General features: G+C 43.3%; 23 protein-coding genes. 12 read left to right on the top strand and 11 right to left on the bottom strand.

The window, feature by feature from the left end; translation table 11 throughout:
• Window positions 1-3 precede the first annotated feature (3 nt).
• The 5 genes from C0J08_RS00870 (at window position 4) to C0J08_RS00850 (ending at window position 5,403) form a co-directional block, all read left to right on the top strand.
• Window positions 4-1,281 (top strand): sugar ABC transporter substrate-binding protein, encoded by a 1,278-nt coding sequence (locus C0J08_RS00870; RefSeq protein ID WP_212654263.1) that lies wholly within the window; start codon window positions 4-6, stop codon window positions 1,279-1,281.
• An 88-nt stretch (window positions 1,282-1,369) separates the two neighbouring features.
• Window positions 1,370-2,449 carry a carbohydrate ABC transporter permease gene (locus tag C0J08_RS00865; RefSeq protein WP_212654262.1) on the top strand — a complete coding sequence of 360 codons (1,080 nt, stop codon included), beginning with the start codon at window positions 1,370-1,372 and terminating at the stop codon, window positions 2,447-2,449.
• A complete protein-coding gene (locus C0J08_RS00860; RefSeq protein WP_212654261.1) occupies window positions 2,449-3,327 on the top strand; it encodes a carbohydrate ABC transporter permease in 879 nt (292 codons plus the stop codon). Before C0J08_RS00865 ends, C0J08_RS00860 begins: the two co-directional genes overlap by 1 nt.
• Before the next feature lie 19 nt (window positions 3,328-3,346).
• Window positions 3,347-4,339 (top strand): glycoside hydrolase family protein, encoded by a 993-nt coding sequence (locus C0J08_RS00855; RefSeq protein WP_212654260.1) that lies wholly within the window; start codon window positions 3,347-3,349, stop codon window positions 4,337-4,339.
• Window positions 4,340-4,341: 2 nt separating this feature from the next.
• Complete coding sequence (locus tag C0J08_RS00850) at window positions 4,342-5,403, top strand: ABC transporter ATP-binding protein (RefSeq protein ID WP_212654259.1); 1,062 nt, start codon at window positions 4,342-4,344, stop codon at window positions 5,401-5,403.
• Between the two features lie 71 nt (window positions 5,404-5,474).
• Here C0J08_RS00850 and C0J08_RS00845 read toward each other — a convergent pair whose 3' ends face one another.
• From C0J08_RS00845 to C0J08_RS00835, 3 genes are all read right to left on the bottom strand, one after another.
• A complete protein-coding gene (locus tag C0J08_RS00845) occupies window positions 5,475-6,764 on the bottom strand; it encodes a sensor domain-containing phosphodiesterase (RefSeq protein ID WP_212654258.1) in 1,290 nt (429 codons plus the stop codon).
• Window positions 6,765-6,948: 184 nt separating this feature from the next.
• A complete protein-coding gene (locus C0J08_RS00840; RefSeq protein ID WP_212654257.1) occupies window positions 6,949-9,159 on the bottom strand; it encodes a PepSY domain-containing protein in 2,211 nt (736 codons plus the stop codon).
• Window positions 9,160-9,177: 18 nt separating this feature from the next.
• Complete coding sequence (locus tag C0J08_RS00835; RefSeq protein WP_212654256.1) at window positions 9,178-9,654, bottom strand: DUF2271 domain-containing protein; 477 nt, start codon at window positions 9,652-9,654, stop codon at window positions 9,178-9,180.
• A 178-nt stretch (window positions 9,655-9,832) separates the two neighbouring features.
• Between C0J08_RS00835 and C0J08_RS00830 the strand changes: the two genes are divergently transcribed.
• The 4 genes from C0J08_RS00830 (at window position 9,833) to C0J08_RS00815 (ending at window position 12,646) form a co-directional block, all read left to right on the top strand.
• On the top strand, window positions 9,833-10,498 hold the full coding sequence (locus C0J08_RS00830; RefSeq protein ID WP_011978061.1) for a response regulator transcription factor: 666 nt from the start codon (window positions 9,833-9,835) through the stop codon (window positions 10,496-10,498).
• Window positions 10,488-11,825 (top strand): sensor histidine kinase, encoded by a 1,338-nt coding sequence (locus tag C0J08_RS00825; protein ID WP_212654255.1) that lies wholly within the window; start codon window positions 10,488-10,490, stop codon window positions 11,823-11,825. Before C0J08_RS00830 ends, C0J08_RS00825 begins: the two co-directional genes overlap by 11 nt.
• Before the next feature lie 108 nt (window positions 11,826-11,933).
• The gene (locus C0J08_RS00820) at window positions 11,934-12,209 is read left to right on the top strand and encodes an Lrp/AsnC family transcriptional regulator (protein ID WP_212654254.1); all 276 of its coding nucleotides are present in this window, start codon (window positions 11,934-11,936) and stop codon (window positions 12,207-12,209) included.
• Between the two features lie 29 nt (window positions 12,210-12,238).
• On the top strand, window positions 12,239-12,646 hold the full coding sequence (locus tag C0J08_RS00815) for a GFA family protein (protein WP_212654253.1): 408 nt from the start codon (window positions 12,239-12,241) through the stop codon (window positions 12,644-12,646).
• Between the two features lie 37 nt (window positions 12,647-12,683).
• On the opposite strand, the gene C0J08_RS00810 is transcribed toward C0J08_RS00815, so the two are convergent.
• Window positions 12,684-13,841 carry a methionine aminotransferase gene (locus C0J08_RS00810; RefSeq protein ID WP_212654252.1) on the bottom strand — a complete coding sequence of 386 codons (1,158 nt, stop codon included), beginning with the start codon at window positions 13,839-13,841 and terminating at the stop codon, window positions 12,684-12,686.
• Window positions 13,842-14,015: 174 nt separating this feature from the next.
• Complete coding sequence (locus C0J08_RS00805) at window positions 14,016-15,092, bottom strand: alkene reductase (protein ID WP_212654251.1); 1,077 nt, start codon at window positions 15,090-15,092, stop codon at window positions 14,016-14,018.
• 217 nt (window positions 15,093-15,309) lie between these two features.
• Between C0J08_RS00805 and C0J08_RS00800 the strand changes: the two genes are divergently transcribed.
• From C0J08_RS00800 to C0J08_RS00790, 3 genes are all read left to right on the top strand, one after another.
• Window positions 15,310-15,963 carry a TetR/AcrR family transcriptional regulator gene (locus tag C0J08_RS00800; RefSeq protein WP_212654250.1) on the top strand — a complete coding sequence of 218 codons (654 nt, stop codon included), beginning with the start codon at window positions 15,310-15,312 and terminating at the stop codon, window positions 15,961-15,963.
• Window positions 15,964-15,976: 13 nt separating this feature from the next.
• Window positions 15,977-18,370, top strand: coding sequence for a glycoside hydrolase family 3 C-terminal domain-containing protein (locus tag C0J08_RS00795; protein WP_212654249.1), 2,394 nt, complete (start codon window positions 15,977-15,979; stop codon window positions 18,368-18,370).
• Between the two features lie 97 nt (window positions 18,371-18,467).
• On the top strand, window positions 18,468-19,853 hold the full coding sequence (locus tag C0J08_RS00790) for an MFS transporter (RefSeq protein WP_212654248.1): 1,386 nt from the start codon (window positions 18,468-18,470) through the stop codon (window positions 19,851-19,853).
• A 104-nt stretch (window positions 19,854-19,957) separates the two neighbouring features.
• Here the strand turns inward: C0J08_RS00790 and C0J08_RS00785 are convergent, their stop codons facing one another.
• The 6 genes from C0J08_RS00785 to C0J08_RS00760 all read right to left on the bottom strand — a co-directional run bounded on the left by C0J08_RS00785 (window position 19,958) and on the right by C0J08_RS00760 (window position 25,674).
• Complete coding sequence (locus C0J08_RS00785; protein ID WP_212654247.1) at window positions 19,958-20,875, bottom strand: ribokinase; 918 nt, start codon at window positions 20,873-20,875, stop codon at window positions 19,958-19,960.
• The gene (locus C0J08_RS00780) at window positions 20,872-21,807 is read right to left on the bottom strand and encodes a dihydrodipicolinate synthase family protein (protein WP_212654246.1); all 936 of its coding nucleotides are present in this window, start codon (window positions 21,805-21,807) and stop codon (window positions 20,872-20,874) included. Before C0J08_RS00780 ends, C0J08_RS00785 begins: the two co-directional genes overlap by 4 nt.
• Complete coding sequence (locus tag C0J08_RS00775) at window positions 21,804-22,808, bottom strand: phosphoglycerate dehydrogenase (RefSeq protein WP_212654245.1); 1,005 nt, start codon at window positions 22,806-22,808, stop codon at window positions 21,804-21,806. The genes C0J08_RS00780 and C0J08_RS00775 overlap by 4 nt, the downstream gene beginning before the upstream one ends.
• Window positions 22,809-22,811: 3 nt before the next feature.
• Window positions 22,812-24,089 carry a TRAP transporter large permease gene (locus C0J08_RS00770; protein ID WP_212654244.1) on the bottom strand — a complete coding sequence of 426 codons (1,278 nt, stop codon included), beginning with the start codon at window positions 24,087-24,089 and terminating at the stop codon, window positions 22,812-22,814.
• On the bottom strand, window positions 24,086-24,607 hold the full coding sequence (locus C0J08_RS00765) for a TRAP transporter small permease (RefSeq protein ID WP_212654243.1): 522 nt from the start codon (window positions 24,605-24,607) through the stop codon (window positions 24,086-24,088). Before C0J08_RS00765 ends, C0J08_RS00770 begins: the two co-directional genes overlap by 4 nt.
• Window positions 24,608-24,681: 74 nt before the next feature.
• A complete protein-coding gene (locus C0J08_RS00760) occupies window positions 24,682-25,674 on the bottom strand; it encodes a TRAP transporter substrate-binding protein (RefSeq protein ID WP_212654242.1) in 993 nt (330 codons plus the stop codon).
• Window positions 25,675-25,741 lie beyond the last annotated feature (67 nt).

The raw sequence follows: 25,741 nt of genomic DNA, 5'->3' as shown, positions 1-25,741 counted from the left end.
AACATGAAAATAACAAAAAAATTGGCTTTAACCATGTTATCTGCAAGTGCTTTAGGGAGCACCTTTGTCTCGACTTCCGCTGTTGCAACAACAAACCTTTCCATGTGGTATCACGGCGCAGGAAATGTTGTTGAAGCAAGAATAATCAATCAGATTGTTAATGACTTTAATAACAGCCAAAGCGATTGGAATGTTGTGCTGGAATCCTTTCCACAGGGATCATATAACGACTCGGTTATTGCCGCAGCATTAGCAAATAACTTACCTGATATTTTAGATGTTGATGGCCCAGTCATGCCGAACTGGGCCTGGGCTGGGTATTTACAACCTTTAAAAATCGATAAAACCAAGATCGCCGATTTTTTACCTGGTGTAAAAGGCTACTGGAACGACAAACTATATTCTGTGGGGTTGTGGGACGCGGCGGTGGCGTTAATAACTCGTCGATCGATCTTAAATGATATCGAGATTAGAGTACCTACCATTGATTCACCTTGGTCTCAACAAGAATTCAATAACGTCTTGGTAAAATTAAAAGCAACTGGCAAATACGATTATCCATTGGATCTAGGCCTTGCTTGGAAAGGAGAGTGGTTCCCATATGCCTTTAGTCCTTTCTTACAAAGCTTTGGTGGCGATCTGATTGACCGCTCAAACTATAAAACAGCCGAAGGAAAACTAAATGGTGAAGACGCTATTGCTTTTGGGGAATGGTGGCAGGAACTATTTAGTAAAGGCTATTCTCCCGGAAACTCTCAAGATCCAGCAGATCGTGATAATGGACTAATAGAAGGTAAATATGCAATGCAGTGGAATGGTAATTGGGCTGCATTAAATATTATCAATAAATTTGGTGATGATGTTTTGTTATTGCCCGCTCCAGACTTTGGTCACGGCTCAAAAATTGGCGCTGCAAGTTGGCAATTGGGCGTTTCTTCCACCTCTGCGCACCCTCAGGGTGCTTCAGAGTTTATTGAGTTTGCTCTCCAAGATAAGTATTTAGCCGCGTTTTCTGACGGTATCGGCGTTATTCCACCAACAAAATCGGCTGCTGAATTGACTAAGAACTATAAAAAAGGTGGACCCATGGCCGTTTTTTATGACTTATCCAAAGCTCAAGCTATGGTTCGGCCTGTTACTCCAGGCTATATCGTAGAGGCAAAAGTATTTGAAAAAGCCTTAGCAGATATCGCCGATGGCGCGGACGTAGAAGACACCCTTGATAGCGCTGTTGATGAAATAGATGCAGACATTCAAAGAAATAGTGATTACAGCCATTAAAACAGTCTAGACGAATGTAGGCTAAGGATACTCTTTAGCCTACTAATTTTAGCTTAAGCCCTTTTGGCTCATAGCTCTGGTGATTCTTATGAAAAAAAACTCCGTATTAGCGCAGCACAACAAAGCCGGGTGGATATTTGCCACGCCTGGTTTTAGCTTAATGGTGCTCTTTATTGTTGTTCCGTTCATTTTAGCAATTGTTTTTTCTATGACAAATCAACGATTGATGTCTCCTAACAAAGCTGAGTACGTTGGCTTTGAAAATTATGCCAACATGCTAGATCTTGGTGTTTTGGTCGTGGGTCCCAAGGTAGATGCCAATGGTTCAGTATTATTAGATAAAAATGGTGAAGTTCAATATCCAAAACTTAGAAAATTCACCCGCAATAACCCAGATTACCCAAATGTACAGGGAATGAAAGAATGGTTTTCGTTTACTTGGGGAGATAAAAAAGTTGCCATCATGGCGAGTGATTTAGTGTTTCTGAAAGCACTCATTAACACTTTCACTTTTGTCCTATTTGTTGCCCCTTTGCAGGGCGCTTTGGCGCTTGTTTTGGCACTACTGATCAACCAACCACTTCGTGGCATTCATATTTTTAGATCCATTTATTTTATGCCTGTGGTCGTATCGATTGTTGTCGTTTCATTACTCTGGCGTTTCATTTATGACGGACAAAATGGCTTATTAAATAATGCGCTTAGCACTATTACTTTTGGCTATTTTGAACCTGTGGATTGGCTAGGAAATCCAGATACAGCACTAGGTTCCATCATGGCGATGTCGATTTGGCAAGCAGTAGGGTTCCATATGATTATTTGGCTATCTGGCTTACAAACCATATCTCCAACACTATACGAGGCAGCCAAAATTGAAGGGGCCTCATCTTGGCAGACTTTTCGATTTATAACATGGCCAGGGTTACGCAACACTGCCGTATTGGTATTAATCGTTATTACTATGCAAGCTTTCTCATTGTTTGCTCAGATTGATGTAATGACGAACGGAGGACCATTAGACAGTACACAAACCATTGTTTATCAAACTGTCGAACGCGGTTATGGCAAACAAGACATTTCTGGTGGCTCGGCCATGTCTGTGGTGCTGTTCTTGATTGTTTTAAGCATTTCACTATTTCAACGTTATTTAACGCGGGAGAAGAATTGATGTTTCGACTAGATATGGACAACCCGACGTTGCGGTTAATCGTGCGTTATATGGTACTGACTCTCATCGCACTCATTTTTGTCATTCCGATTGTTTTTATGATGATGTCATCGCTAAAACCTGATCAACAGTTGTTAGCAGATACCTCCTCTATACGAGCGTTCCTTCCTATTGGAGACATTAGTTTTGATAACTATAAAGCTGCCTTTGAACGCGCTCCTATTGGCATATTTATGATGAATTCACTGTTTGTCACTGGCACGACTGTCATACTTAGTCTGCTCGTTTGTTCGATGGCAGGGTTTTCCTTTGTATTTCTCAACTGGCGAGGAAAAAACATCGCCTTTTCAATTATTTTAGCGACTCTAATTGTGCCTTTTGAAACCATTGCCATTCCAATGTTGTTGATGGTTTCAAAGCTGCCTTGGCTTGGATTAGATGGTTTTAGTTGGGGTTGGTTAAACAGCTATCAAGTTCAGATCATTCCATTCATCGCTGATGGACTAACCATTTTTTTATTCGCTCAGTATTTCAAAGATTTGCCAAAAGAGCTTATTGAAGCATCACGAATAGAAGGTTGCAGTTGGTGGCAAGTGTACTGGAGAGTCGTGATGCCTTTATCCGGTCCGATCATAGCGACCGCTGCCATTCTAAAATTCTTAGCCATGTATAACCAGTATTTGTGGCCAATCATGGTGACTCAGCAAGAACAATATCGCCCAGTATTAGTTGGTTTACAGTACTTTTTTCAATTGAACACGGCATGGGGAGAAGTCATGGCTTATTTAACCATCATCACTGTGCCTGTATTAGCATTTTACGTCGCTTTACAGCGTGCATTTATCGCTTCCATCGCATCGACTGGGGTCAAAGGATAAACTTTTTGGAGTATTAAAAATGACAATAGCATTAGAAAGAAAATGGATATGGGACAGTTGGTATCACAAAGAAGGTGATGTTTGGCATGGCTATTTTTTACAAGCAGACAAGTCGCTTGTCGATCCAGAGCTGCGCCATTTAAATGTCACTCAGGCCCATGCAACATCAAAAGATTTGATCCATTGGAAACATTTAGGCACCTGCTTCGAACCTTCGTCCTCAACAGCTTGGGACGATTCTACAACATGGACAGGTAGTGTGGTGAAAGATGATAATGGTTTGTACCACCTCTTTTATACTGGTACCTGTTTAGCTGAGCAAAGCTTATACCAGCGTGTAGGTCATGCAGTCAGTGATGATCTACACAATTGGAAACGTGTAGGAAGTGGCTTGTGCTTAGACCTTGTCGGAGACAATGCCCAGTACTATGAGCAGCAACATCAAGTAGGTCATTGGCATGATCGAGCCATGCGTGATCCTTGGGTGATGAAAAATCCGAATGGTAAAGGCTGGTTAATGTATTTTACTGCTCGTGCGCCTGGTATTGAAGAGCCCAATGCTGGCGGTGCCATTGGCTTTGCAACCTCCGACGATTTATATCACTGGGAGCTTCAAAAGCCCGTTTTTGTTGGCGGCTTCGGTCAATTAGAAGTCCCACAAGTGTTTGAACTTGCTGGTCGTTGGTACTGTTTATTCTGCACATCGTCTTTCCATTGGTCTGAGGCTTACGTAAAAGCTCATCCAGGCAGCCCTGTCACAGGCAATCACTACTTAGTTTCGGACAACCCTGAAGGGCCATGGAACCTTCCGGACGGTGAATTTCTAGACGGCAATAATCCATGTTACCGATATGCAGCACGAATCCTACAAACAGATAAAGGCCCCGTGATCATAGGTTTTCATGATCAAGGACCAAATGGTTTTGTTGGTGAAATTTTAGATCCCGTCGCAGTACATGTGAGTGATGAAGGATTGTTAAGTACAGACGATAACAATAAAAAAGGACAGTAGTCATGGCGGATTTACAGCTAAAATCCATTGAAAAAAACTACGGCTCAACTCGTGTTATTAAGGGCATCGATATCGATATCAAAGACGGCGAGTTCGTTGTTTTTGTTGGCCCTTCGGGTTGTGGTAAATCCACTCTTTTACGTATGATAGCAGGGCTTGAAGATATTTCTGGTGGAGAGTTAACCATAGACGGAAATGTCGTCAATGAGTTACAACCAAAGGACAGAGGGATCGCCATGGTTTTCCAATCTTATGCCATTTTCCCTCATATGACGGTACGAGAGAACGTTGGCTTTGGATTAACCGTATCAGGCGTTCCCAAGGAGGAAAAAATACAACGGGTAACCGAAGCAGCACAAATACTACAAATGGAACATTTGCTGGATCGTCGCCCTAGCCAACTGTCTGGAGGTCAAAGACAACGTGTTGCAATAGGTCGCGCCATTGTTCGTAATCCTAAAGTGTTTTTATTTGATGAACCACTCTCAAATTTAGACGCCGCCTTGCGGATGGATATGAGAATGGAGATTTCAAAGTTGCATAAAAAACTCGATGCCACCATGATTTATGTGACTCACGACCAAGTTGAAGCGATGACTTTAGCGGACAAAATCGTCGTGCTCAAAGATGGAGAAGTGCAACAAATTGGCTCACCAATGGAGCTTTTCCATAAGCCAGCAAATCGCTTTGTCGCGGGGTTTCTTGGCTCTCCATCAATGAACTTTGTGAAAGTAAAAGTGGTGGCTCATGATAACGACGGCATCACCGTCAGTTCAGACGTTATAGATGAGGTGGTCTTACCTAGACACAATAGTGATGTTGCCATTGGAAACACTCTTGAGCTAGGGATTCGTCCTCAGTATTTAGAGCCTCATCACGGTGAAGTAAAAGGTTCAATGCATGGCCGTGTGTCATTATCAGAACGTCTTGGTACCGAAACCGTGCTAGACATTACATTAGCTGATGGAAATAAAGTAATTGCGTCTATTAATGAAGATAAAGTCTTTGAAATCGACGAAGAAATAAGCCTGTCTTTTGATATCGAAAAGGTTCATATATTCTAAAAAAAGACGAGCAATTTTTATTGCGATAATCATGATAAGGAGCCTCATTAAAGAGGCTCCTTTCATACAAACTAAGCTCGACTAGAGCAAAAAGTTAACACGTCATCAATTGGCAGCGGATGGCAAAAAAAGTATCCTTGAATTGTTTGAGCCCCTAACTCTTGTAGTGCTTCCAGCTCTTCCAAGGTCTCCACACCTTCACCGAGAACGTTGCTTTTGGTTTCTTTTGCAAAGCCGATTAAAGCGGCAACCAAAGCTCTTTTTCTGTGATCTGAATTGATATTAGAAATTAAACTTCTATCTAATTTGATGATGTCTGCTTGCAGCTCCAGTATGTGCTGAAAACTTGCAAAACCAGCTCCTGCATCATCGACAGCAAGTCGCATGCCTCGTTTTCGAAATGGCCGAATCGCGTTACGAAATGCTTTGTAGTCTGGAATACATTCTCGCTCAGTCACCTCCAAAACAATTCTATGCAAAGGTGCTTTATCTAACATGGCTTGCAGATAAGGCAAGGTAAGATGCTTAGGGGAAATATTTAGGGTTATATAATATTGCTCTGGAATATCAGGCAACAAATTAAGCGCCTCCTCAATGGCAAACAACTCAAGCACTTCACCAATACCAGACACATTGGCTTTATTGAACCAATAATCAGGGGAACGGTATGGTTCGGTTTGAAAGCGCGATAAACACTCAAAGCCTTGAACACTCTTCTTTTTCAAATCATAAATGGGCTGGAGAACAATATTAAGCCGTTTTTTATTGATAATATCGAAGAGATCATCTCGGGCCATTTGCTGCACTTTTGAAACAATAAGTTCTTTTTCAATATTACGCGCTGCAAATTTTGCGAACAGGGTTAAAAGCGATAAATCTTTATTTGATAAAGATTTATCTGCTCGCTCGCTAAAACAGCATAAAGTGCCGTAAATGGAATCGTCGGATAGATAAATTGGTACGCCGATGTAACTACCAATATTCAACGCTTTGGTGACGGCTAAGTCTTTTGTTAGTTTATTTTTTGAGGTATCTGGAATGATGCTTGGCAGCTTTTTATCCGCGATCAGCCGGCAATAGGTTTCTTCATTTTTATCTTTATGACCTTGATGAAGAGCAATGGTACTGCCAACACTATTATCAACATGAAGCATTTCACGATAACCATGATGAAAACGAGATAAAAAAGCTGTATCCATTCCCAAATGCTGACGAATGGTTTGAATCAAATGATCTAAGTCCTGGTGCAGAGCCATAGTCAAAGAGTCTTCAGCCTGAATTTCGCCCTTGCTCTGCATGCTTAAAATAGCAGACAACAAGTCAACATCATCGTTAATTTTCAGCATCATTGTCTCGCGCATTCTCTACCTCTGAGAATTTATTTATATGCATTGGATATGAAAATCATCCCAAAAAACTAAATTCAGGATAACAGAGGCACTGACGTTCTTACTGTGTTGTTTAGACGTTATTAGGTAACCAATTGAGTCTATCGTTGTTCCTTAATGTCATTATGTAAATAAATGAATCATTAGGTAAACGGAGCTAATAAACATCCTCCAAATAACGGCCCTGGGCTTTTAAGGCGTCAACATTGATCTGCAAGGGTTTAAGAATGTCATCAATCGCCTGAGCGACACCAGCGGCCATGTCTCGACCACCACAAACAAGGATCTGCGCACCTTGCTCTAACATTTGTCGCACCGCGGTTTGATCTTCTAACAGCTTGTCCTGTACGTACGTTTTTTCAGCGGCTTGGCTTTTCGTCTGTGAGAAAGCCGTTTGCAGTCCAGTTAAACGATGATCCTCAAGGTAACGACCTAGGTCTGGTTGATAAAGAAAATCTGACTCTTCATTGCGTCCGCCCCAGTAAAGAAACATTGGATTACGCTGAGTATTTTTGCGAATAAATCCCGCCAACGGACCTATGCCCGCGCCAGCACCAATAAGAATGATTGGATTGCCGCCAACCGCAGGACGAAACTCAGGATTTTGGCGAATAAAACCTTTAATTCCATCACCCAGTCTTAAGTTATGTAAATAACCAGAACAAAGACCATATGGCTGTTTGCGTACGCAGATTTCTAATACGCCATCGGTTGTTGAGGATGCTAAGGAATAAAAACGTGCCACGTCATCATTTGGTGGCACAATCCCCAATAAGTCTCCCGCTTCAAAAAGTGGTAAGGGATCCTTACCCGTTGCACTAAAGCGAAAAATGCTTGTGGCAGCCAAGCCATCTAGACCATAGTCTTCACGACCTATCAGTGTCAGCTTTGCGGTCGGAGTCGGCAGCGGGTTATGAGTTAAAGCAAGCGGAATACCAGTCACATCAGCAATATCATTACCCCATTCCCGAAATTGTGCAGAAGAACCTCGATTGATCAAACCTACCGAGTGAAGGCGAGCTATGCCTTTGTTTTGTATAGCTGCATCCACATCTAGTGCATACTGACAGAATTGCGGAAACTGCTGATCACCGAAGCCCAATACGGCAAATTGCATGGTCTGATCCGGCCGAAAACTCGCTAATTTTGCTAAAAAATTATGGGCAGAAGACGGTGCATCGCCATTGCCGTAGGTCGAAGTTAAAATAAACAATCGCTTAGCTTGTGGATAATAATCCGCCAATTGGTTCATCTCAGCGCAATACACCTTGCAACCCGCTTTACAGAGGTTTGCTTGCAGGTCTCGAGCAAATCCCCAAGTTGTATTGCCCTCAGATCCGACCAAAATAATGGTATCCGCTTGCTCAATATCCACTATGTTGATCTGACTATTGACTTGACTAATGGCCGAACGGCGACGAATCCACCAAGACCGAGCACCAGTATAAGACAACACAGACACAGTCAACGCAGAAGCTCCTAGGATTAACCCTAACCACCACAAACCTTCGCCTGTATGGAGTTTCGTCACCCATTGTTGTAGTACGCCACTTTCAGGTAAAGCCGCAAAAGAAAGCCATTGGCCTGTTGATTGATCGACAAATCCAACGCCACTACGTGTTGTTACCGAATAGACATCTTGTCGGTCATTAGGAGCAGGAAAGGTGAGCTCTCGCAGTTCACTTAAATCTATGTTTTTTAATGCTATTAACGAACTGACGGAAGCGGGCTGTCCACCCGAAACAGCATTCGGGAACTCGGCTTCTACATAAGTATGATCAGTAAAGACACCAAAGCGCAGCGCTGACATATAGGCGCCGGTTAATGAGGAAAGTAACAAACCAAGTATTGCAAAACGCGCTAACTCAGAATGAATACGTTTGCTGCCTTTACCTTTAAAGGGTTTAACCAAGGCTTTCCAACCACCAATGCGACGGACCAATAAAAAAGTTCCAGAAAGACAGATCAGCACCATAAAGCCAGCTGTCACGCCCGCCATGATTCGACCCGTGTCACCCAATAAAAAAGAACGATGCAGATTCTTTACCCAAACCATCACAGCGGAAGGTTTATACGGCGCAATGCTTTCACCCGTTAACGGATTAACCAAGTCTGCGTGAACTTTATTATCTTGTTGATAGTGAACAATGACTTCGCCAGAAAGATCTCGCTCGATGCGTTCGACTTGTGGGAAATGTGTCACGACATGCTGAGCCAGCGTTGCCGCGCTTATTTCGCCAGCGGCAGGAATCACTGCGGCGGCTCGTTGAAATGTCGGCATCAAAGACAGTATTGCTCCAGTACCGGCAAGTAGTACGACAAACAACATGACCGCCAAACTTGGTAAACCATGAATTTTACGTAACATAATTTTTACTCCTGCTGATTATTTAAAATCATAGGTAAATGACATCACGTAACCGCTACCAACGACAGCTTTGCCTGCCCCTGCGGTTGTCAAAGGCGTCGATACATCGGCTTGGTTGCTGTTTGCGTCTTCAACTGCGCTATCAATGACGATTTTATAGCCAGAGTCGATCAAGCTATCGTCTATGTTCTGGCTAATAGTTAATGATCTACCACTGGTGACACTCGCTCCAGTTTTTCCATCGTATTCAACCGCTCTCTTCCCACTTGCACGTGACCAACCACGTAAGTGCGAATAATATTTACGTTTTTTCCCAGCCACCCAGATTGTCTGCTGATACTTGTTATTGGCATCCAGAAGGTAAATTGCAAAATACGCGCCGCTGCCACTGTAGCGGGCCAGTTGGGTGGTAAAGGTTACTTCTCTCGCTTGCGCCGACATAGACAATGCCAAACAGGAAAGAATGCTAAATGTCAGTAGGATATATTTCATCATGGTTGCCTTTTTCGTTCTGTTAACAACACTCTATAATCCTTTCCTGACTCTAAACTGAATGCTGATATTTTTTATAAAAAACAATCAGAATCGAAAGTAGCCGTTACAGCCTCTCCATTCAGGTTAATGTCAGATCGATAAGCTATGATGAACGCAACAGTTAAATCAGGGATATGGCATGCGAGTATTGTTAATAGAAGATACAACGGGTTTAGGTGAAGCGGTTCGAGATCAAATTTGCGACGACGGTCACGCTGTGGATTGGGTACAGAGCTTGAACTTTGCCGAAGCCAGTGTGCAAGCAACAAGCTACGATCTGGTATTGCTCGATCTAATGTTACCGGATGGCAATGGTTTTGATTTTCTAAAAAGTCTTAGAAAATCAGGAAACTCAACCCCCGTAATCATTCTCACTGCTCGCGATCAGGTGTCGGACCGAATTGAGGGTCTGAACGCTGGAGCAGACGACTATTTAATCAAGCCTTTTGACCTTTCTGAATTGTCTGCTCGTGTCGGAGCCGTTGCTCGACGGTATCGTGGCGATCCAAATCCTCTTGTCAAATTGGGACATTTAGAAATAGATTTGGGAGAGCATCGCATCAAGGCAAACGGCCTACCTGTGGAATTAACCGCGCGTGAATGGGCGCTATTCGAAGGGTTAGTACAACGTCCAGGAACACTATTGTCTCGCTCGCAACTTGAAGACCGCTTATACCAATTTGGCGCTGAAATCGAGAGCAACACCATTGAAGTTTACATCAGTCGCTTACGCAAGAAACTGGGTCGAGATGTCATTATTACCGTCAGAAACATGGGCTATCGCTTGGAGACTTATGAGCACTAACGCTAGTTTAAAGAAAAGCCTCAGTATAGGTTTGACTATAGGGGTTTCATTATTGTGGCTATTTGGTGCTATTAGCTCAGGTCTAGTCGTTCAAAAAGAGATGAATGAGTCTTTTGATAAAGCGCTGAAAAAATCTGCTCTGCAAATTCTACCTTTGGTGATTAGCGATTCATTACAGAAAAAGAAAGACAATAGTCAAGAAATCCCAACAAGAGAAAATGATGACGAATACCTAACTTATACCATCAAAGACCAGCACGGAAATGTTCTTTTTCATTCTAAGGATGCCAATCCGAAAGTATTTAACGGCTCGCTACAAATGGGCTTCTCAAACACAGAAAGTCACCGAATATACACAACCTCGACACTAGATAATCGAGTTTATATTCAAGTTGCCGAGCAGCTGGCCCGAAGAAATGAAGACCTTATTGAAGCAGGTATTGCCTTACTACTCCCCTTATTATTCCTTGCGCCCATTAGTTTATTTGGCATTTGGTGGATCATTCGCTTATCTCTTCGAAAAGTCGCCGTATTTCAATTCGATATTGCAGAGCGTGGTGCAGGGAATTTATCTCCAGTGGAAATGGAAAAACTCCCCAAAGAATTTAAACCTATCGCGGTAGCGGTCAATCGCTTGCTCGAACGACTCCGCCGCACATTAGAAGCTGAACGCAGCTTTACCGCCAACAGTGCCCATGAATTACGTACGCCACTGGCGACAGCATTGGCCAAGGTACAACGCATCAAGTCGGCGGCAACAGACGAGCCATTAAAAACGCAAATCACAGATGTTGAAAACTCGCTCAAAAGTTTATCAAAGCAGTCTGAAAAATTACTCGAATTAGCAAAGGCAGAAGGTGGTGGCGCTATTTCACAACAGCCAAATAATCTTGTGCCTATATTGAAGATGATAGTGGGTGACTTTAGTCGTCAATTCCCAGAACGGATTAAATTAACTTTAGCAAAAAATGAGATTAACTCGCTATTAGACCCAGATGCCTTTGCCATTCTCGCGCGTAACTTAATTGAAAATGCGCTCAAACATGGCCGCTCCAATCATCCAGTGGATGTCAATTTGCAAGCAGACGGCAGGTTGCGAGTGGTAAACGAGTGTGACTTAGTTGCACCGCAAGATCTCGCTTTATTACGTAATCGATTTGTGCGAGCCAATACAACGGCGCCTGGCTCCGGTCTGGGACTGGCGATTGTCGATGCAATTGCCAAAGGAGCAGGGATAACCTTAGAACTTCGGTCTCCCGCGAATGGAAAAAAAGATGGATTCGAGGTGGAATTGAACTTAGGCACAAACCTAACCCAAGCTAGCTAATTTGTGCCTTTGTAAATCATCACTTAAGGTGCTTTAATCCCCCTACTAAACGCTGACCGTCATATTTTAAAGCACCAGCGTCCATCAACAATATGAAGAGGATCTCTCATGGTTACTGCTATCATCATGCTTTCTGTTGAGAAAAAGCACATCAACCAAGTCGCCGAAAAGCTCGCTTCCATTGAAGGTTTATCTGAGGTGTATTCGGTAAGTGGCCCCTATGATATTGCGGCGATTGCTCGTGTTCAGAACAATGACGAAATATCTGAATTAGTCACGCAACATCTCGCTCAAATAGATTACATTCTGAAGACAGAAACCATGTTGGCTTTTAAAGCTTATTCAAAAGATGACTTAGAAGGCATGTTTTCTGTAGGTGTTTAACCTTTAATGCTAACTTGGAGTATTCAATTATGAATCATCTTCACACAGGCTCTTGTTTATGCGGTACGGTTAAATTCGAGCTAGAGGGGGAATTTCAGAAGTTCTTCCTTTGTCATTGCAGTCGTTGCCAAAAAACATCCGGTAGCGCCCATTGTGCTAATTTATTCGCTCCTGGAGCGAAACTAACTTGGCTAAGCGGTGAAGACAAGCTTAGTTTTTATCAGCTCGAAAACACCCATTTTTCTCGCACTTTTTGCTCGGTATGCGGATCCAATGTTCCAACCGATGCAAAAGCTCGCGGCGTGGTCGTTGTTCCAGCCGGATGCCTAGATACCGAGGTAGACATAACACCGCAAGCTCATATCTTCATGGACAGCAAAGGCAACTGGGACGAGCATCTCAGCGATGTTCCAGCATTTGAAACCTTGCCCCAGTAAATACAACTCGGCGAAGCTTTTGTTTCGCCGAGTCACTTTATAGGCGAGCTAGCCGCTGAGCAGCATCTAATAAGGTACTTTCTTCTTTTGCGAAGCATAAGCGAATGAGGCGCTGATTGGTTGGCGGTTGCTGATAAAAAACACTCACAGGTATCGCCGCCACACCCACTCGATCAATAAGCCATTCACAGAACGCCACATCGTCCAGATCACTAATCTCACTGTAATCCAACAACTGAAAATAGGTCCCACTGCAAGGCAGCAGAGTGAATCGACTGTCTGCCAACGCGTTTCGTAATACATCCCGTTTTTGTTGGTAAAAACCTGATAACCCCGCGCTGGCTTCAGGCTCCGCCACTAAATGTTCCGCCAAGGCTTGCTGCAACGGCGTGGCCGTACAGAAAGAAACAAACTGATGCACTTTTCGCAGCTCAACCGTTAAGGCTTTCGGTGCCACAATGTAGCCCACTTTCCAGCCGGTTAGGTGAAAGCTTTTACCAAACGAAGACACCACCAAGCTGCGTTTCGCCAACTCAGTATGTTTGTGAACACTCACTGCTGAATTTCCAAAGTGAATAAATTCATAGACTTCATCGGACAAAACATAAATATCGCGCTGAGCAATCGCTTGCCATAAAGACTCTAAATCCTCTTCCAACCAACAGCTTCCTGTTGGATTATGTGGCGTGTTAATGATGACTAAACGCGTCTTATCCGTTAGCAGCTCAGAAAACGCCTGCCAGTCAGGACGAAAATCTGGCGCTTTCAAAGTCACTCGGCGGCACACACCGCCTGCTAGACTGACAGCGGGTTCATATAGATCATAAGCTGGATCAAACAGAATCACTTCATCGCCGTTCTGTACCAAGGCAGCAATGGCATCAAAAATGGCTTCCGACGCCCCGCTCGTCACCGTAACTTCATCATTCGAGCTAACATTTCGGCCGTAATGTCGCTTAATCAAGCTCGCAATAGCGTCTCTGAGCATTGGCAAACCTGTCATAGGCGAATATTGATTATTGCCGGTTAAAATCGCTTGGGATGCGCGCTCCAATAATCGAGAGTCAGGTGGGAAGTCTGGAAAACCCTGAGATAAATTAATTGCGCCTTTTTCGGCCGCAAGAGCGGACATTTTGGTAAAAATAGTGGTGCCGACAGAAGGTAACTTAGAAGTAAGAACAGAATGGGTGGTCACAATGATATTGCCTTAAACACAAGTGAATTTAACTAAGTTCAAAGACTTAGAGACAAGAAGTCAATCCTTTTGCCAAGGAAACCTATTTACAACAGGAATATCGAATCCAACAGCAAAAAAACGCCAAAGCTGAATGAAGCCTTGGCGTTTTGCATTCATGAGCAGGTAATCTCGTTATGCATTCATAAACGGGTAATCGGTATAACCTTCTTTTCCTGATGTATAGAAAGTATCTGGGTTCGGCTCGTTTAGTTCGGCTCCCGCCTCAACCCGTTCTACAAAATCAGGGTTTGCAAGAATGCCTTTACCGAAGGCGACACTGTCCGCTTGATTGTTCTCAATCACTTGATTGGCTTCTTCCGGTGTATAACTCATATTCACCATTAAATGCCCTTTGTAATGTTCACGAGCGACAGTCACGACATCGGCTTGCTGCTCTGCAAAGAAATCAGCACGCATCAAATGTAAGTACGCCAAGTTAAACTGATTTAAATGCTCAGCCAAAAAGCGCGTCCACGTAACAGGGTCATTTTCTCTCATACTTTGGAAAGTGTTTAAAGGCGACAAGCGCAGACCCACTCGGCCGCTGCCCAAAACGTCTGTCACCGCTTCTAAAATCTCAGTCAAAAAACGAGCACGATTTTCTAAAGAGCCGCCATATTCATCGGTACGTTGATTAGAGCTTTCTCGCAAAAATTGGTCAATCAAATAACCGTTAGCGCCGTGGATTTCAACGCCATCAAAGCCCGCTTCTTTGGCATTAATCGCGGCTTGGCGGAAGTCATTCACAATGCTTTTTATTTCATCCACGCTTAAGGCATGAGGAACGGTATAGGACTGTTTGCCTTGCGGAGTATGTGTTTCCCCATCAATGGCAATCGCGCTTGCAGAAACCGACTCTTTACCGTCATTAAACAAAGGGTGAGCCGCACGGCCACCATGCCAAATCTGTATAAAAATGCGGCCGCCTTTTTCATGTACGGCTTTTGTCGTGAGTTTCCAGCCTTCGATTTGTTCTTGCGAATAAATGCCCGGCTCGTCTCCGAACGTAGACGTACCTTCTGTCACCATGGTGCATTCTGTAATCAACAAGCCGGTGCTAGCCCGTTGCGAATAATATTCCGCCATTAAGGCGTTAGGCAGATGCCCTGGTGCACGTCGGCGCGTCAAAGGCGCCATAATAAAACGGTTTGGTAACTCTAGATCGCCCACTGTTACAGGGCTAAAAAGGCTTTTCTCAGTGCTTGTCATTGTGAACTCCAGAAAATATTTCAGTCTTTGGACAAAGTATATAAAGCTAAATATGGCTGTTAATTGGAAAAACAATGTCATGCACTTTCTTTACAGGATAAAACGCAATCTGTTGCTACTTTTTAGGCAAACAATGCAGCTTTCTCCGTATTTTTGATTGACTCTCTATTTCACACATCTTAGATTGTAGAAAAATATAACACGTGTAACATTTTATATGACATCAAGAATGGTTCACCAAACCGAGGCAACTCGGGACAAAATCATCCATATTGCAGAAGCACTTTTTATTGAAAATGGCTTTGCAGACACACAAATGAAAGACATTGCGGCCGCCACTGGCATGAGCCGCAATACGCTATATCGCTATTACCAAGACAAATACGACTTGGGGTTTGCTATTTTGGTGGTTGTCATCACACGTAAACTCAAGGTGTATCAAAGCATCATAGAAAAAATCGAAGCGCGTCATTACGCCACGATTCACGAAGGAATTGGCGTATTAATGCACGCTTATTCAGATCCTCAATATGAAGATGACGACCGCTTCATTGCCGAATTTGATGGTTATTATGCAGGCTCACGCATTCCTAGTGGATTCCGAGAAAAGCTGAAGCAGCTGATGCCAGATAGCATCACAAACTCCCTCAACAACCTTGTTCTGCTTGGACAAGAAGAAGGCAGTATCCGCAGTGACATTCCAGCCGACTATTTGATGGTCACTATTTTCAACGCGATCACCACCTTCTTCCGGCGCATGCTATTGCGCCGAGACGCCCTAATGGAAATTGAGCAAGAAGCGATCCCTAAACTCACCCCGGTTTTAATTCAATTGCTAATGGATGGAATGAAGCCATCTCCACAACGTTAAAAAGGATAAAACAATGAGTGATTCAAGAATAAAACAACTCTTAACGGAGCTCACCTTAGAAGAAAAAGCCATGCTTTGTACTGGCAAGGACTTTTGGAATCTACATGGTATCGAGCGCTTGGATTTACCCTCAATCATGGTGACGGATGGTCCTCATGGTTTACGAAAACAAGCAGGAGAAGGCGATCATGTAGGTTTAAACGCCGCCGTAAAAGCCACTTGTTTTCCTACCGCATCAGGGCTTGCTGCTTCTTGGAATACAAAACTCATTGAAGAAATGGGCACAGCGCTTGGCAAAGAATGCCGTGCTGAAGAAGTTTCCGTTTTACTTGGTCCTGGCACCAATATTAAACGCAACCCATTAGGCGGACGTAACTTCGAATACTTTTCTGAAGATCCTCTTCTGGCTGGCGACATGTCAGCGGCGTGGATCAAAGGTGTACAGAGCCAAGGCGTAGGCACCAGTCTAAAACATTACGCAGTGAACAATCATGAGCATTGCCGTATGACAGTCGATGCGATCGTAGATCAAAGAACACTTCGTGAAATTTACCTTCCTGCTTTTGAAAAAGCCGTTAAGCAAACCCAACCTTGGACCATCATGTGCTCCTACAACAAGGTAAATGGCACCTATGCGGCAGAACACAAACAACTGCTTGATGACATTCTTGTTAAAGAATGGGGATTTGAAGGCATTGTCGTAACCGATTGGGGCGCGAATAATGACCGCGTGGAAGGTGTAAAAAATGGCCAACACCTTGAAATGCCAAGCTCGGGCGACATGAATACCAAGAAAATCATGGCCGCCGTAGAAAGCGGACAGCTAACAATGGAAGCCTTAGACAAATCCGTTGCTCGCGTTCTAGCGCTGATTCTGAAATCCAAAGCGGCCTTAGAAGCCGAAGCGGTTCAAGCAGACTTATCGGCTCATCACGAACTCGCCGCCCGAATCGCAGAAGAAACCTGCGTCCTGTTGAAGAATGATGGAATCTTGCCAATTACCAAAGGAAAGAAAGTCGCTGTCATTGGTGCTCTAGCCAACAATACGCGCTACCAAGGCGCCGGCAGTTCTAAAATTAACCCATTCAAATTAGAGCAACCGCTCGACGAAATTAGAAAACAATTTGGTGCCGATAATGTCAGTTACACCGCTGGCTATCACCTCAATGATCAAGAAGACAGTGCTGAAATCGATAAAGCGATTGAGTTGGCAAAACAAGCCGATGTGGTTTTCTTATTTGCTGGGCTAACGCCAAAATACGAATCCGAAGGTTTTGACCGCCAGCACCTGAATCTACCGCAAGTTCAACTGGATCTTATCGCGGCCCTTGGCGAGCAGTTAAATAAAACCGTGGTGGTTTTACAAAATGGTGCGCCCGTTGTTTTGCCTTTTGTGAATAAAGTCCCAGCCATATTGGAAGCCTATTTGGGCGGTCAAGCAGGTGCGTCAGCAATTGCGAAAGTATTGTCTGGTGAGGTCAACCCAAGTGGTAAATTGGCCGAAACCTTCCCTGTCTGCTTAGAAGATGTGCCAAGCCAACCTTATTTCCCAGGCACCACCAAGCAAGTCCAATATCGTGAGGCTATTTGGGTAGGCTATCGCTATTTTGATACCATCAAAACGCAAGCACTTTTCCCATTCGGCCATGGCTTATCTTATACAGACTTCACCTATTACCATTTAAAACTGCTCAGTGGTGATAAAGAGCACTTTGCAGAAAACGATTCTATTACACTGCAAATCACCATTACCAATACAGGCGACAAAGCCGGTGCTGAAGTGGTGCAGTGCTACGTAGGTCAAAATTCCCCATCACAACCTCGTCCTGCGAAAGAGCTAAAAGCCTTTAAAAAGGTCTTTTTAGAGGTAGGCGAAAGTAAGGAAATCACCTTCGAATTAGATTATCGAGCTTTTGCCTATTGGCATAAAGACAAAGCAAAATGGGTCGCAGAAAGTGATGATTATCGAATCTACGTTGGCTCTTCTGTTGAGGACATTCGTGATACGGCGACGATCGTATTGAAAACCGATATTGATGCAGAATCGCCTAACCAAGCATTAACCCCTTATTTTGAACCAGCCAAGCGCGACTTCAACGACGCGGCTTTCAGCGCTTTATTAGGCTATGACATTCCAACCCCAACCCCGATTAAGCCTTATACGGTAAATTCTACCTTAGGCGACATTGCCAACGAACCTCTAGGCAAGCCTCTTTATGATGGCATGCTTTCGGTGTTTACCCAGATGATGGGAGGGGATCAAAACGACTCAGCGGCCGAAGCCGATCGCCTAATGGCGGAATCCATGGTAGCCGATATGCCCTTGAGAAATCTGCCTGTGTTCAACAGCCAGCAATATTCTGAGGATAACATCTTACAACTTATTGCTTCGCTGAATAACAAGTAAGAATTTAAAACCCGTTTCAAACCTAAGTCATTACGCCTATCAACAAGGCGTAATGACAATCAGCTCCTTTATTAACAATAAAAACAATGAGGCAATGATGTCCAACTCTCACTATGAAACCAGCCGTAAAGAACGGTTTAGCTATTACACTTTTTTCACAGGTCAGAACATTATTTTTATGTTCGTGACTATTTTTATCAGCGTTTACTACACCTCAGTACTCGGTTTATCCGCTGGAACGGTGGGCATTATCTTTCTTTTGGCGAGAGTCTGGGATGCCGTTAATGACCCGATCTTATCGATTATAGTGGAACGTAGTCGATTAAAAGGCGGTAAATTTAAGCCTTGGGTAAATGCCATCGCATGGGCGGTCCCTCTGGCGACCATACTGATATTTGCTTTTGGGGATTATCTTGCTGAGCAACCTATGTGGATTCGCGTAACGTATGCCTTCGCCACTTACGTCGGCTGGGGAATGTTGTATACCGTCTCGGACGCTCCCGCTTATGCCATTGGATCAGTAATGACACAGAATAAAGATGAACGAAATGTCATTTATTCTTTTGTACGTTTCGGTGGTTTTGTCGGTATGGTAATTGCCATGGTTAGCGCACCTTGGCTAGTGGAAAAACTTGAAGGTAAATGGACATTAGCGGCGCTTATTATGTGTATTGTCGCCATGTTTTTGATGCTCACCATACGCACAGTGAAAGAGCGTCATGTAGTAGAGCAAGAGGTTCCGACTCTCAAACAAATATTGGGCACAGTCACTGGCAATAAATACTTACTGATGTTTATTCTTGCCTTTGTCTTTATTGGTGGATCAAACTTTGCTTTCACCTTAATGCCCTATATCGCACGGGATGTCTTTAATGACCCATCTCTTTCCGGTTTACTCCTATTCGCCATGATAGGCCCAGCCATGCTGGCTTCTCCTTTAGTTCCCATTGGCATTCGTAAAGTTGGTAAAATTGGTACCTTTGCTTGGGCTTCTGCGGCATTGGCGGTTTTGTCGGTCATTACTTGGGGACTTGGCCATCAACATCTTGAAGTGTTTGTTGCTTTAACCATGATTAAAGCCATCGCCCTTGGCGTCACATTAATTATGCCAAGCATCTTCATTGCTGATTGCATTGAATATGGCTACATACGCTCAGGGAAACGCTTAGAAGCGGTGACCTTTGCCACCCAAACCTTCGCCAATAAAGCTACCACAGCCGTTGGCGGTGCCATTGCAATGGGATACTTGGCTTTGGTGGGTTTTGTTGAATCTACTGGAGGAGCGGTTGTAAAGCAGACACCACAAGTCATTCAAGGTATGTGGGACGCTCTCAATTTAGGCAATGCAATTGGCGCGACCATTGGCTTGGTCATCTTTTTATACAGTTATAAACTAACAGACCAAGTCTTAGCCGACCTAAAACCTGATGATTTGCCTGAGAATAAAAACACTACTTTAAATGAGACAATTGTTGCTAAATGACGTTATATTTTGTGTTTGGCAATAACCTATCTCAAACAAGCGGTTATACTAAAACCAAATAAATAACCGCGTTTTACATTTAAAACGCGGTTATTTCGAGAAGGCTAATTTCTTAAAAGAAATTCATCAACCTCAGATCTCAAAGGAATAGCGTTTGCTGCTCCAGGCTTAGTTGCCGTTAAAGCTCCTGTTGCCGAAGCAAAGCGAAGAGCATCCTTTAAAGTCATTTTTTCATACAATGCAACAGCCAAGGCTCCACAAAAAGCATCGCCCGCAGCCACAGTATCGCAAGCATCAACGACAAAACTAGGAATACTTCCTGACGTCCCATCCGAACAAGCAAAAGATAAACCATGCGAACCAAGCTTCACAATGGCCAACTGTAAGCCATAAGACAGTAGTTCCTTAGCCGCTTGTTCTGCTTCATCTCTTGTTTTTGGACGCCAGCCTATTATCGCCTCACATTCACTTTCATTTGGTGTAATAGCATCAGCAAATTCTATTAACGGCTTGATTTCATTTACATCGCTAGCTGGAGCAGGGTCAAGAATGACATAAGCACCTCTTTTACGCGCCAAAGCCATAGCCGAACGAACCGCTTGCAATGGCGTTTCCAACTGAACCAAAAGAACCTGAGTGTCATGAAAAACATCCGGATCAGGCCCCGTATCCGACCAACTCATGTTGGCACCGCCAACAATAGAAATAGTATTTTGTGCAGACTCATTCACATGAATAAGTGCAATACCAGTGTTGGCAGAAACAGACATAACATGATCAAGACAAATATCAAAGCGCTCTAATTCTTTACGCGCCTTTGCACCAAAGGCGTCCATTCCAACCGCTGCAACAAAACGCCCTCCTTGCGGAGAAAGCTTTCGCACAGCAACGGCTTGATTGGCGCCTTTACCCCCTAATTCAATAGAATAATTGTTTGCATGAATAGTTTCACCAGGACTTGGAAACTCTTTAACATAAGTCGTTATATCCAGGTTAATTGAGCCGTAAATAGTAATACTCATTTAACCAAGCCTGAAACCTTACCCCGGTAAAATTCACTGCCTTGAGCAATACGATCCAAAATAGGTGAAACACCCCAGAAGCGTTCAAAAATATCATAATCTTGAACTCGACTTACTGTTTCAGAAAATGTTCCAAGTCTTTTATGATAATGCTTTGCAAGTTTTGGGTATCCCATAGCTTCCGCCTGTGCAGCAAGAACTAAAAAAGTCGCCAGCTCCTCAGCTAATTCAGGATAAGCCGAACCATGATGGTATAACCATGCATAAAGATCTGGATGAATATTATTAAATACACCACAAAACCCTGTTGAGCCGGCTTGCATAGCTGGCCATGCAATAGCAGCATTCGCATTAACAATACCTAAAGGCGTATCTTTCACTAACGCTATACGACGTTTTACAATATCCAAATCACAAGACACATCTTTTAAAAGTGAAAAACGTCCGGTTTGCGCACAATGTATTAACTCATCATCACTAAGCAATCGACGATATGGAGCTGGGCATTCGTATAACCCAAGAGTGATGTCTTCAGGAAGTGCGCTAATTAACGCATCAACATTACGAAGCAAGGTATCTGATGTATCGCCTTCTACGGCTAAGCGGTTTGTCACCAAGACAACACCATCCGCCCCTGTTTCGGCCATTGCATTAAGTTCATGAACCTGATCAGAAAATTGATCTGATACATGTCCAGATACCACTACAGGAACCTTTCCAGACACTTGTTTAACGGTGAATTTTGCCAACTCTACACGTTCTTCAAGACTAAGAAATTGCATTTCGGAAGATTGGCAAACAGCGAATAGTGCAGTTGTACCATTTTCAAGGTACCAATCAATTAAACGAGAATAACCATCCCAATCCACTTTATTATTTTGCGTAAATGGGGTCAGCATAACCGGGATAATTCCGTCTACAGTAATAGTCACTTGGTGTTTTCCTTCAAAGATAATGTTTCTGGGTTTACTACATAAGGCACTAAGTCGGATGGATTACCATGCAACCATGTCAATATATTATTGATACAACGTTTAGTTACTAGCTCCTCAGCCATACGATCCATACCCGATACGTGAGGGCTTAAAATTACATTGCTCTGTTCTCGTAACGGGTCATTTTCAGGGAGAGGCTCTATTTCGAATACATCAAGCCCGGCTCCCCCTAAGCGACCACTTTTTAAAGCTCGCAGAAGAGCAGCTTGATCTATTAATGGTCCGCGAGACGTATTAACAATAATGGCCCCAGGCTTCATTTTTGCGAAAGCTTCATCATTCATCATATGACGTGTGCTTGGTATAGAAGGAGCATGAATAGACACCAAATCAGATTGGGCTAAAAGAGTGTCCAAATCTACAATTTTAACCCCAGCATCTGCAGCGGCTTCTTGACTCAGTTGTGGGTCAGCAACCAGCACCGTCATCCCCTGACCGATTAAGCGCCGAGCCATCGCCCCGCCAATACGACCTAAACCGATCAAACCTGCCGTTCGCCCCCAAAGCCCAGGATGAAAGCCATCAAAATACCATTCTCCACTTTTGACCATTGCATCACGGCGGCCGATGCCGCAAGCCAGTGACAAAGCCATCGCATGAGCATATTCAGCTACACTCTCATGATTTTCACCAAACGCCATGGCAAGAGGAATACCTGCTGATGTGGCTGCAGGCACATTAACTTGATCATAACCAACCCCCCATCGAGCAATAATTTTCAAAGAAGAGGCAGTAGCTATAACTTCAGGTGTATAAGGTTCTCCCCCTGCTATGGTTGCTACCACATTGTCAGCTAACATAGCTTTGAGCTGTTCAGCGGTAGGTAAACGGCCAGTCTCATTCACAACAACCTCGTATCCAGCACTTCGCAAAGGATCAAATAAAGGACTTTGATTATTAAACTGTTCCGTCAGAACAAGTATTTTTTGATTTGGCATTGATTACTCCACTAAATTTGGAAGGAAAGTTGATAGGCTTGGCCAAAAGATCAGTAGCCCTATAGCAATAATCTGAGCGACAAGAAAAGGTAAGACAGCAATAAACATTCGACCTATCGGAATTTGACCTATTTGAGCAGCAACGAACAAACAAATTCCCACTGGTGGAGTTATCAAACTAATGGTTCCAGATAAAAGAAATACCATTGCGAATTGCATTTCATCGATGCCTAAAGCCCTAGATATCGGCAAAAAGATAGGAGCAAGCAGAAGAACCTGGACACCAGGCTCTAAGAAGAACCCAGCTATTAAAAGCACACCCAAAATAAAAAGTAGGAAGGTGGTTGGGTCGTTAGCAAAAAATGAAGTCAGTCCACGTATTTCGCCAATCGCACCTGTCACCGTAAGCGTATACGATAGAACCGACGCACCAGCTATCACCAAATAAAGCACTGATGTTGTACGCATTGAATGTTTAAGCGCATCAAAAATAGACCGGCCATTAAGTGTTTTTAATAGGAAGGTCCCAAGTAACATTGCGTATACACAAGCGACACCACCAGCCTCCGTTGCAGTAAACGCACCTGAAAGTGTGCCAAAAACGATAAAAAGAGGAATAGAAAAAACCAGTAAGCTTTCAAAAGCCAATTTGCCACCAGTTTTTTCAACGACTTTTATTTCACCTTTTGGCAAACCTTTTGTAACACCAGTTATAAACACCACTACAGCGCAAGCAAGACCAAGTAAAAGCCCCGGAACAATCCCTGCAACAAATAATTTAATGATTGAAACTTGAGCTACGGAAGCATACACAATCATAATGACAGAAGGAGGAATAATAGGCCCAATCATTGAGCTTGCTACAGTGACAGCAGCGGAAAACTCACGGCTATAACCTTGCTTCGGCATACCATTAATGAAAATCTTACCTAATGCAGCAGTATCAGCAATCGCCGTTCCGGATATACCAGCAAAAAAGACCGACGCTAGTATATTTGCATAAGCAGCCCCACCTCGAATTGCTCGAGTAACCTTCGCTGCTGCAGTAATCAAAGTTTCTGTAATTCCACCTCGATTCATTAGCTCGCCTGCAAAAATATAAAACGGTGCGGCCAATAATGAGAAGTTATCAAGAGAGCTAAAAAATCGCGTAGGAATGAGTACCATCGGAATACCGGAAAACCAAGTAGACACGGCCCCAGTCAAACCTAAAGCGATCGCTATAGGCGCGCCTATCAAAACGAGAAAGAAAAAGCTAACAAAGACAAAAGCAGGGCTCATAATGATTCTCCAATATCGCTAGAGGGTTTCATAACCGACTCTAAAAAAGCGGCCAAAGCCTGTATAGCAATCAATAAATAGCCTAGAACAACTGCGCTATAAGGGATCCACATAGGAATACGCATTGAAGGCGACACTTGCCCCGTATCTAAAATGAAAATAAAACCAAGAGACACTACAACAGCGGCTAAAAAAAGCGTTGCAATCAAGGAAACGAAAGCGGCTAATTTTCGTACAATGGCACTAGGTACCAAATCAATTAAATCTATAACCATTTGTTCGCTATAACGAAACGTAGCCCCCGCGGCGATATAAACAGCCCAAATGATGCTATAACGCATAAATTCTTCTCCCCACCCTATAGGAGAATCTAATACGTAACGAGCCACTATAGATAAACAGTTGATTGAGATAATAGCGGCTAAAATGCTTGCTGCCACAACATCACTAATACGTGCGAGTAATGTGCTAAAGCGTAGAAAAGCTGCCATTACCTGAGACGTTTTTTTTATCGTCATAGTAAATTCCTATGAAAAACACCTACACTGGCCAAATGTACTCGGCCAGTGTGTTTATGGAGTTAAGCCATCACTTATTTTTTATAAAGTGTATCTTCATTTTCTTGTACAGCTGAAATGAAGTTATTCACATAATCAGCGCCTAACTCTTTAGACAAGAACTCCAAAACAGGTGCTTGTGCTTTTTCTCTGAAAAGTGCCTTTTCATCCGCTGAATTGACATAAACATCAACACCTTTATCGCGAATACGCTGTGTATCATCTAGGTATCCTTGCCCTTTACCAGCTAACATAATTGATGTGTACAACTGCACACCATCAAGAACAGCACGACGGCTTTGATCGTTTAATTTCGCTAAAAAGCTGGGATTAGCATAAACGAACACAGCAGAGAAAATATGCTCATCAAGGGACATATACTTAATAACGTCAGCCCATCCGCCATTAATAACTGTTGAAGGTGGATTTTCTCCCCCATCTACAACACCTTGACGAATTGCCATTGCACTTTCAGGAAAAGGAATCGGGGTCGGAGCAGCACCCAAGCTTTTCATTAGAGAAATCATGACAGGACTTTCCATTGAGCGTAGTTTCAAGCCCTTAACATCTTCAGGTTTACGAATTGGATGTTTGTTATTAACAAAGTTTCGAAAACCGTCTGCCGCAAAACCTACAATTTGTAAGCCCGCTACTTTTGAGACGTCAGCAACAAAGTCGTCCATCACGGCGGAGTCATTCATAAACTTCATTGCAGATCGCACAGAACTGAAAAGATAAGGAGTTGAAAACACTTGAACCTTTGGATAGAAAGAGGCTAATGCGCCATCAGTCGTAGCAGTCATTTGGAAAATATTGCTACGTACACTTTCTAGTAATTCGCGATCACCACCAACACCGCCATGCAGTAGCTGTACATCAACATCACCACTGGAATGAAACTCCACATACTTTTTAAAAGCTTTCATTGCCTGCGTTTCTGGATTATCGGCTTCAGGCAATGTCGTCGCGAATCTCAAGGTTTCAGACTGAACAGTTCCTACCATTGAGCCCATCAAGACCATAGCCATAAAAGTCTTTTTGAAAGATATATTTAAAAACATATTTCACCTTAGTTTTTTTATTATTGACCACGGA

It is taken from the genome of Marinomonas sp. CT5, assembly GCF_018336975.1.
Taxonomy (GTDB): domain Bacteria; phylum Pseudomonadota; class Gammaproteobacteria; order Pseudomonadales; family Marinomonadaceae; genus Marinomonas.
This window is presented reverse-complemented; position numbering and strand designations above follow the sequence as displayed.

What these genes read in the sequence shown, in the direction of transcription:
- C0J08_RS00870 (WP_212654263.1), top strand. Translation starts at nt 4, where the DNA reads ATGAAAATAACAAAAAAATTGGCTTTAACCATGTTATCTGCAAGTGCT.
- C0J08_RS00820 (WP_212654254.1), top strand. Translation starts at nt 11,934, where the DNA reads ATGGTTACTGCTATCATCATGCTTTCTGTTGAGAAAAAGCACATCAAC.
- C0J08_RS00815 (WP_212654253.1), top strand. Translation starts at nt 12,239, where the DNA reads ATGAATCATCTTCACACAGGCTCTTGTTTATGCGGTACGGTTAAATTC.
- C0J08_RS00795 (WP_212654249.1), top strand. Translation starts at nt 15,977, where the DNA reads ATGAGTGATTCAAGAATAAAACAACTCTTAACGGAGCTCACCTTAGAA.
- C0J08_RS00800 (WP_212654250.1), top strand. Translation starts at nt 15,310, where the DNA reads ATGACATCAAGAATGGTTCACCAAACCGAGGCAACTCGGGACAAAATC.
- C0J08_RS00855 (WP_212654260.1), top strand. Translation starts at nt 3,347, where the DNA reads ATGACAATAGCATTAGAAAGAAAATGGATATGGGACAGTTGGTATCAC.
- C0J08_RS00770 (WP_212654244.1), bottom strand. Translation starts at nt 24,089, where the DNA reads ATGAGCCCTGCTTTTGTCTTTGTTAGCTTTTTCTTTCTCGTTTTGATA.
- C0J08_RS00765 (WP_212654243.1), bottom strand. Translation starts at nt 24,607, where the DNA reads ATGACGATAAAAAAAACGTCTCAGGTAATGGCAGCTTTTCTACGCTTT.
- C0J08_RS00785 (WP_212654247.1), bottom strand. Translation starts at nt 20,875, where the DNA reads ATGAGTATTACTATTTACGGCTCAATTAACCTGGATATAACGACTTAT.
- C0J08_RS00830 (WP_011978061.1), top strand. Translation starts at nt 9,833, where the DNA reads ATGCGAGTATTGTTAATAGAAGATACAACGGGTTTAGGTGAAGCGGTT.
- C0J08_RS00865 (WP_212654262.1), top strand. Translation starts at nt 1,370, where the DNA reads ATGAAAAAAAACTCCGTATTAGCGCAGCACAACAAAGCCGGGTGGATA.
- C0J08_RS00775 (WP_212654245.1), bottom strand. Translation starts at nt 22,808, where the DNA reads ATGCCAAATCAAAAAATACTTGTTCTGACGGAACAGTTTAATAATCAA.
- C0J08_RS00845 (WP_212654258.1), bottom strand. Translation starts at nt 6,764, where the DNA reads ATGCGCGAGACAATGATGCTGAAAATTAACGATGATGTTGACTTGTTG.
- C0J08_RS00760 (WP_212654242.1), bottom strand. Translation starts at nt 25,674, where the DNA reads ATGGCTATGGTCTTGATGGGCTCAATGGTAGGAACTGTTCAGTCTGAA.
- C0J08_RS00850 (WP_212654259.1), top strand. Translation starts at nt 4,342, where the DNA reads ATGGCGGATTTACAGCTAAAATCCATTGAAAAAAACTACGGCTCAACT.
- C0J08_RS00840 (WP_212654257.1), bottom strand. Translation starts at nt 9,159, where the DNA reads ATGTTACGTAAAATTCATGGTTTACCAAGTTTGGCGGTCATGTTGTTT.
- C0J08_RS00790 (WP_212654248.1), top strand. Translation starts at nt 18,468, where the DNA reads ATGTCCAACTCTCACTATGAAACCAGCCGTAAAGAACGGTTTAGCTAT.
- C0J08_RS00825 (WP_212654255.1), top strand. Translation starts at nt 10,488, where the DNA reads ATGAGCACTAACGCTAGTTTAAAGAAAAGCCTCAGTATAGGTTTGACT.
- C0J08_RS00805 (WP_212654251.1), bottom strand. Translation starts at nt 15,092, where the DNA reads ATGACAAGCACTGAGAAAAGCCTTTTTAGCCCTGTAACAGTGGGCGAT.
- C0J08_RS00835 (WP_212654256.1), bottom strand. Translation starts at nt 9,654, where the DNA reads ATGATGAAATATATCCTACTGACATTTAGCATTCTTTCCTGTTTGGCA.
- C0J08_RS00860 (WP_212654261.1), top strand. Translation starts at nt 2,449, where the DNA reads ATGTTTCGACTAGATATGGACAACCCGACGTTGCGGTTAATCGTGCGT.